This window comes from Pseudomonas bohemica (assembly GCF_002934685.1).
Classification (GTDB): domain Bacteria; phylum Pseudomonadota; class Gammaproteobacteria; order Pseudomonadales; family Pseudomonadaceae; genus Aquipseudomonas; species Aquipseudomonas bohemica.
In genome coordinates, this window is sequence record NZ_NKHL01000095.1 from 1 (window position 1) to 7412 (window position 7412).

Genomic DNA, 7412 nt, shown 5'->3' on the forward strand with positions numbered 1-7412 from the left:
GGCCAAGAGCTACGCAGCCATGGTCACGCTGGCCTGCAGCCTACGTTGTATGCGGCAATACTTTTCGTACAAAACCTAGTGCCCAGATTCGCGGCTTGCTGATGATAGTCCAACGCCAATGCACGAATGTCAGGATGGGTCGCATCGAGCAACGTCTTGCGACTGACCCGCAAAAAGTTAAGGTTGCCATTTTGCAGGGCTGTCCTGAGCCAAACGACCGCTTCATCGATACGGTGGTGATCGGCCAGCACAGCGGCATGGCTGAACTGTCCGCGAAAATCCCCACCTTCGGCCGAGCGTCGATACCAGTCGTGCGCCGCTGCTAAATCCTGCTCGCAGCACACGCCCTCTTCCAGATAGCGGCCTAGCAAGTTCATTGATTTGGCATGGCCCAGTTGTGCCGCCTTGCGATAACAGGCCAGCGCCCGGGCCTGGTCCTTGTTCACGCCACGGCCTGTCGCCAGCAGGTTGCCGTAGTTGTAGAAGCCCCAGTCCAGCCCGGCTTCGGCGGCTTGCCGATAGTACTCGGCGGCCTTGGCGGCGTCAGGTTCGCAGCCCCAGCCGTGTTCGTGACAACGGCCGGCCATGTTGCTGGCCATGGCGTGGCCGTTGCGCGCGGCGATCTGGAACCAGGTCAGTGCAAGGGCTGCATCCTGTTCGATGCCGGTGCCGTCGAGCAGAATCTGCCCCAATAGTGCCTGGGCATCGAGCATGTTCTGCTGCGCGGCGACGAGGATCGCACGTGCGGCGCTGGCAGGGTTGTCTTGGAGCATGGCGCGTAATTGTTCGCCATCGAGCACTTCCTGGCGTCGCAGATTCCAGCTCATGTCAGACCTCGACCCACTGGCGCAGCAGGTTGTGATAGGTGCCGGTGAGTTGAATCAGCGAAGGGTGGTCGGGGACGTCGCGGCTCAATTGTTGAATCGCGGTGTCCATTTCGAACAGCAAGGTGCGGTGGCCGTCATCGCGCACCAGGCTCTGGGTCCAGAAGAACGACGCGTAGCGTGCCCCGCGGGTGACGGCATTGACCTTGTGCAGGCTGGTGGCGGGGTAGAGCAGCATGTCGCCCGCCGGCAGCTTGACCGCACGGGTACCGAAGGTGTCCTGAATCACCAGTTCACCGCCGACGTAATCGTCGGGATCGCTGAAGAACAGCGTCGATGAAAGGTCGGTTCGTACCCGTTCGACGCTGCCCTTGGCCTGACGCACCGAATTGTCGATGTGGAAATCGAAACTGCCGCCACCGGTATAGCAGTTCAGCAACGGCGCAAATACCTTGTGCGGCAGCGCGGCGGACATGAAAAGCGGGTTTTGCCACAGGCGCTCGAGCATGGCGGCGCCGATTTCTTTCGCCAGTGGATGGCCTTCGGGCAGTTGCAGGTTGTGCTTGGCCTTCGCCGACTGGTGCCCGGCCGTGATCTTGCCGTCCGCCCACTCGGTCTGCTCAAGGGCTTCGCGGATGCGCAGCACTTCCTCACGGGTAAAGAGGCCGGGAATGTGTAGGAGCATGGCGTTGCCACTCGGTATCGAAACGGTAGCGAATGGTAGTGATTCTTATTGGCCGTGTAAAACCCTCTGAACGCGCGCGGACGAACGACGCGCGCAAATCCATAAAGAGAAATTGTAAAGAATGTAAGTTTTATGCGAATACAAATGATTCCCAACTATATTTCGCGACCTCAGCATTCCTTGGGGAAGGAAATCATATATGTCGCGCCTCTCGTTGCAACCAGCTGTCAGCTCACCACGACTCCTCGCTTCGGCGATCGGCATGGCCGTCACTGCCATGTCCGCATCGCAGATGGCTCATGCCGCCGAGGAGTCTGAAAAGGTCAATGGCAGCGCGATCTCGCTGGGCGCGACCAGCATTACCGGTGAAGCTCAAGAGCCCACCGACTACAAGACTGAAAAGGGTTCCTCTCCCAAGTACACCGCGCCGCTGGTCGACACCGCCCGGTCGATCACCGTTGTGCCTCAGCAGGTGCTCAAAGACACCGCTTCCGTCTCGCTGCAAGACGCGCTGCGCACTGTGCCCGGCATCACTTTCGGTGCGGGCGAAGGCGGTAACCCACAGGGCGACCGGCCGTTCATTCGCGGTTTCGACGCCCAGGGTGACACCTATATCGACGGCGTGCGTGACACCGGCGCACAGACGCGCGAGATCTTCGACATCGAATCGATCGAAGTCAGCAAAGGCCCTAACTCGGCCATGGGCGGTCGGGGCTCGGCCGGTGGCAGCCTGAACCTGGTTACCAAGTTGCCCAAGGCCAACGATTTCACCGACGGCAGCTTCACTTACGGTACCGATCAGACGCGCCGCTACACCCTCGACGTCAACCGCAAGTTCCTCGATGACGCGGCCTTCCGTTTGAACCTGATGAGCCACGAGCAGAACGTCGCTGGTCGTGACGCGATCAACTACGACCGTTGGGGCGTGGCGCCGTCGGTGACCTTCGGCCTGGGCACTGAAAACCGCTTGAACCTGAGCTACTACCATATGCAGAGCGACGATCTGCCGGATTCGGGGATTCCTTACGGTTACTCCTCGCCGACCGCGACCGCTCACGTGCATGACAAGCCGGATGATGGCGGCAACAGCAATAACTTCTACGGCCTGAAGGATCGGGATTTCCGCAAGACCCGCACCGACATTGCCACCATCAGCTTCGAGCATGACTTCAACGAAGACATGACGCTGAAGAACACTTTCCGTCACGGCAACTCGGGTCAGGACTACATCCTCACTCAGCCGGACGACAGCCAGCGCAACGTCAACCGCTACGGCACTGTGTGGCGCCGGGCGAATACTCGTGTGTCGAACACGGACACCACGACCAACCAGACCGATCTGTTTGGTTCGTTCCAGGCTCTGGGCTTCAAGAACAACTACTCCACCGGTATCGAGCTGACCCGCGAGAAGAGCCGCGTCAACGGCTACACCTACAGCACCAGTTCGATGCAGAACTGTTCGCCGACCGGTATCGGCAACAGCGTGTCGGGCAACTGCACCTCGTTGGCCAATCCGAACCCGGATGATTTCTATGGCGGCACTGTGAGCCGCAACTACACCACCACTGAGACCGCGGCCAATACGCGTTCGATCTACGCGTTCGACACCCTGGAGCTGACGCCGCAGTGGCTGATCAACGGCGGCGTGCGTTACGACAGCTTCGACGTCACCGCCAATTCGCCGACCGTGCACGCCAGCAGCGACAACAATTTCTGGAACTGGCAGGCGGGCATCACCTACAAGCCGGCTGAAAACGGCAGCATCTATGCCTCGTTCGCCACCTCGGCCACCCCGCCGGGCGGTCTGGTCGGCGAAGGCCAGGACGGCAACCCGCTGACCGCCGGCACCGCGACCAGCGACCTGGAGCCGGAAACCACCAAGAACTATGAAATCGGCACCAAGTGGGATCTGCTCAACGAGCGCCTGTCGCTGACCGCCGCGGTATTCCGCACCGAGAAAGACAACACTCGCGTACTGGTCAGCAGCGGCACCTACCAGAACGCCGGCAAGTCTCGCGTGGACGGTGTCGAGCTGTCTGCCAGCGGCAAGCTCACCGACAAATGGCAAGTGTTCGCCGGTTACAGCTATCTGGATAGCGAGCTGGTCAGCTCCGGTCTGGCCGGCCGTAACGGTGCGGTCACGGTGGGCGCAGCATCCCAGGATGGTAACGAAATGCCGAACACGCCGAAACACAGCGCCAGCTTATGGACGACGTATCAGCTGCTGCCGAAGCTGACCGTCGGTGGTGGTGCGTTCTATGTCGACGATGTCTGGGGTGATACCGGCAACACGGTGTATGTCCCGTCCTACACCCGTTACGACGCTATGGCCGCCTACAAGCTGACCAAGAACATCGACCTGCAACTGAACGTGCAGAACCTGACCGACAAGACTTACTACGACAAAGCCTATGCCGCGCACTTCGCCACCCAGGCAGCCGGTCGTACGGCACTGCTGACCACCAGCTTGCACTTCTAATAGAGAAGCGAAGCTCAAAGCCCCGCTTGCCACAGGTGAGTGGGGCTTTTGTGTGTAGGGCCGGTCTGGTTTTGATTCTGGCCGGACGCCGTGGGGGCCGCAGCAAGCTGGACTTCCACGGCTTGCGGGCAGAATCAGAAGTCCAGTCGTCGTTCACGAGGGCGCGTTTCGGCTCCTGGCTGTTACCGAAGAAAGAATCAGACACGGATGAGAATGCATTCCGTTTGTGCGCATAATGCGCGTCGCGGTGGGTTATCGAGGTGATCGAGGGTGTTGAAGAAGGTCCTGTTTCAAGTGCATTGGTTCTTCGGGATCACGGGGGGTCTGGTGTTGGCCTTGATGGGCATCACGGGCGCGCTGTATTCGTTCGAAGACGAAATCACGGATGCGCTCAATCCCCAGACGCAGTTCGTGCAACCCCGCGATCATCAGCTGTCTCTGGCGCAAATGGTCAGCAAGCTCGAGGCGCAAGGCCGCGACACGGTCTCGATGTTCCGCGTCGAAGTCGATAGCAACCGGGTCGCGCAGGTCTGGTTCAAACCGCCGCCTGGCGAGCGTCGTGGCCAGATGCACAACTTTGATCCGTACACCGGCGATTTCACGCAAGACGCTATCGGGCAGGATTTCTTTGGCTTCGTCCTCACTCTGCACCGATTCCTGGCGGCAGGTGAGTATGGCAAGCAGGTCACTGCGGCCTGCACGCTGATTCTGGTGTTCTTCTGCCTCTCCGGCCTGTACTTGCGCTGGCCTCGTCAGGCGCTGAACTGGCGAGTGTGGCTGACTCTGGACTGGGCGAAGAAGGGGCGCAGTTTCAACTGGGATTTGCACTCGGTGTTCGGCACCTGGTGCCTGATCGTCTACCTGCTGCTGGCCGTCACCGGGCTGACGTGGTCCTACGACTGGTTCAGCAACGGCATGAACAAGTTAATCGGCGACCCGCCCGCTGCTGGCGAGCAGCGCCGTGGTGGCGGTGGCCCGCGTCCGGGACCTGGCCCCAAGGATGCCGCACCTGTCGAGGCGGCCACTGCCGATTACGTGGCCATCTGGGACACCATCCAGAAAGCCGCAGGTCCCGACCTCAAAGCCTACAACCTGCGCATGCCGCAGGCGCCGGGGCAGATGGCGACGGTCTATTACCTGCTCAAGACCGCACCTCACCCTCGCGCGCTGAACCAGATGACCCTCGATCCGGCCAACGGTCAGCTCAAGGCCAACTCACGCTACAGCGACAAGGGTTATGGCGCGCAACTGCTGGTCAGCAACTATGCGCTGCACACCGGCAGCTACTGGGGCCTTCCCGGGCGGATCGTGATCACGGTCGCGGCGTTGATGATGCCGCTGTTCTTCATCACCGGCTGGCTGCTGTACCTGGATCGGCGGCGCAAGAAGCGCGAGGTCCGCGCTGCCCGTGGTGAGGTCGCGACGACTTCCAGCGTTTATGGCAGTCAGGGCCCGGCGTGGCTGATCGGCTTCGCCAGCCAGAGCGGATTTGCCGAGCAACTGGCCTGGCAGACGGCAGGTCAATTGCAGTCGGCGGGTTTGCCGGTGCGCGTGCAGCGTCTGGCCGACATGACCGCACAGGATCTGAATCAAAGCCGCAACGCGTTGTTCGTCGTCAGCACCTTCGGCGACGGAGAGGCGCCGGACAGCGCCCGTGGTTTCGAGCGAAAATTGCTGGGCCGCCCGCTGTCGCTGGGCAACCTCAACTACGCCGTGCTGGGACTGGGTGATCGTCAGTATCAGCATTTCTGCGGTTTCGCCCAGCGTCTGCATGGCTGGCTGACGGAGCGCGGCGGCAGCACTTTGTTCGCGCCGGTCGAAGTGGACAGTGGCGACAGCGCCGCGCTGCAGCACTGGCAGCAGCAATTGGGCGAACTGACCGGTTCGACACCGGCCAGCCCGTGGAGAGCCTCTGATTATGAAAACTGGACATTGAGCCAGCGCCAGTGGCTTAACGAAGGTAGCGTCGGGTCGAAAGTGTTTTTGCTGAGCCTGAGTTCGGCGTCCGATGCGCGTTGGGAGGCAGGGGATCTGATCGAGGTGTTGCCGCGTAATGCCGGGCAGACGGTCGAAAAATTTCTCGTCGGCTTGGGGATTGCAGCGGATACGCAGGTGGCGGTCGGTGGGCTGAATGAAAGCCTGGGGCAGGCGCTACGCAGTCGTCAGTTGCCGGCAAATCGTAGCCATCTGGTCGGCCTGCATGCGCAGGCGCTGGTCGATGCGCTGGTGCCGTTGGCGATGCGTGAATATTCGATTGCATCGATTCCCGAGGATGGCTCGCTGCAACTGATCGTGCGTCAGGAATTGCACCCGGATGGCAGTCTGGGATTGGGATCCGGCTGGCTGACGGAGCATGCTGCGGTGGGCGATACGATCAGCCTGCGGGTTCGGCGTAACAGCAGTTTTCACCTGCCAGGCGAGCCGTTGCCAATGATTCTGATTGGCAACGGGACGGGGCTGGCGGGTCTGCGGAGTCTGCTGAAGGCACGAATCGCTCGAGGCGAGCAGCGTAACTGGCTGTTGTTTGGCGAGCGCAATGCGGGCCACGATTTCCATTGTGCTGATGAGCTTCAGGGCTGGTTGACGTCGGGTAATCTGGCGCGCATGGACCTGGCGTTTTCACGGGATCAGGCGCAGAAGGTTTATGTGCAGGATCGGTTGCGCGAAGCGGCTGATGAACTGCATCGCTGGCTGGCGAATGGGGCAGCGATTTATATCTGCGGCAGCCTGGAAGGTATGGCGAGTGGTGTGGATGAGACGTTGAAGGCGCTGTTGGGTGAGGCGGGGGTTGAGGCGTTGATTGAGCAAGGGCGGTATCGCAGGGATGTTTATTGAGGCAGTAGATTGCATGGAACTCGTGATTTTTTGACGCTGGTCTCTGAGTGCATATCCGTTATTGAACGTGGCGCTGATGTTGGTTCTGCCAACGGCAGAAGCGTTTCGCCTTCGGCGGTGTCTGAACTTGCGCGGATGAAGAGCAGCAGCAAGACCAAGAGCAAACGCAGAAGCTACGATATCTCGGGCGATCAAGGCAAAGCAGGATCAGGACCTGAAGATTGGCGCTGTACCTGTGGGAGCTGCTGGAGCTGTGCGACAGCCGCGAAGGCGGCGGCTCAGACAACTCACCTTTCACAGCCCCACCGCGTTCGCTGCCGTCGTAACCTCCGACGTCTCCTACAGGTTTAGACGTCCCAGATCGCGACGGTGTCTGGGCTTGCGCGGAGGAAGAGCAACAGCAAGAGCAAACGCAGAAGCTACAGGTTGACGCGATCCTGTGCGAGACGTCGGAGGTTACGGCGGCAGCGAATGCGGTGGGTCAACTGCGGATCAGTTGCCTGAAACTTCGCTTTCGCCACTGTCGTAACCTCCAGAAGCTCCCACAGGTACAGCGCTGATCTTCAAATTCTGCTGTTCCTGCTCTGCT

General features: G+C 60.5%; 3 protein-coding genes and 1 pseudogene. 2 read left to right on the plus strand and 2 right to left on the minus strand.

The annotated features are described in order from the left end of the window. Positions 1-80: 80 nt before the first annotated feature. Together CE491_RS07825 and CE491_RS07830 are read right to left on the minus strand one after the other, a co-directional pair. Positions 81-827: pseudogene (locus CE491_RS07825) on the minus strand (tetratricopeptide repeat protein); the annotation flags it as partial. A 1-nt stretch (position 828) separates the two neighbouring features. Next, on the minus strand, positions 829-1509 hold the full coding sequence (locus tag CE491_RS07830) for a Fe2+-dependent dioxygenase (protein ID WP_110947780.1): 681 nt from the start codon (positions 1507-1509) through the stop codon (positions 829-831). 199 nt (positions 1510-1708) lie between these two features. On the opposite strand from CE491_RS07830, the gene CE491_RS07835 reads away from it, so the two are divergent. Beyond that, on the plus strand, positions 1709-3988 hold the full coding sequence (locus CE491_RS07835) for a TonB-dependent receptor (protein WP_110947781.1): 2280 nt from the start codon (positions 1709-1711) through the stop codon (positions 3986-3988). 273 nt (positions 3989-4261) lie between these two features. Then, positions 4262-6823 carry a sulfite reductase flavoprotein subunit alpha gene (locus tag CE491_RS07840; protein WP_110947830.1) on the plus strand — a complete coding sequence of 854 codons (2562 nt, stop codon included), beginning with the start codon at positions 4262-4264 and terminating at the stop codon, positions 6821-6823. Positions 6824-7412: the final 589 nt, after the last annotated feature.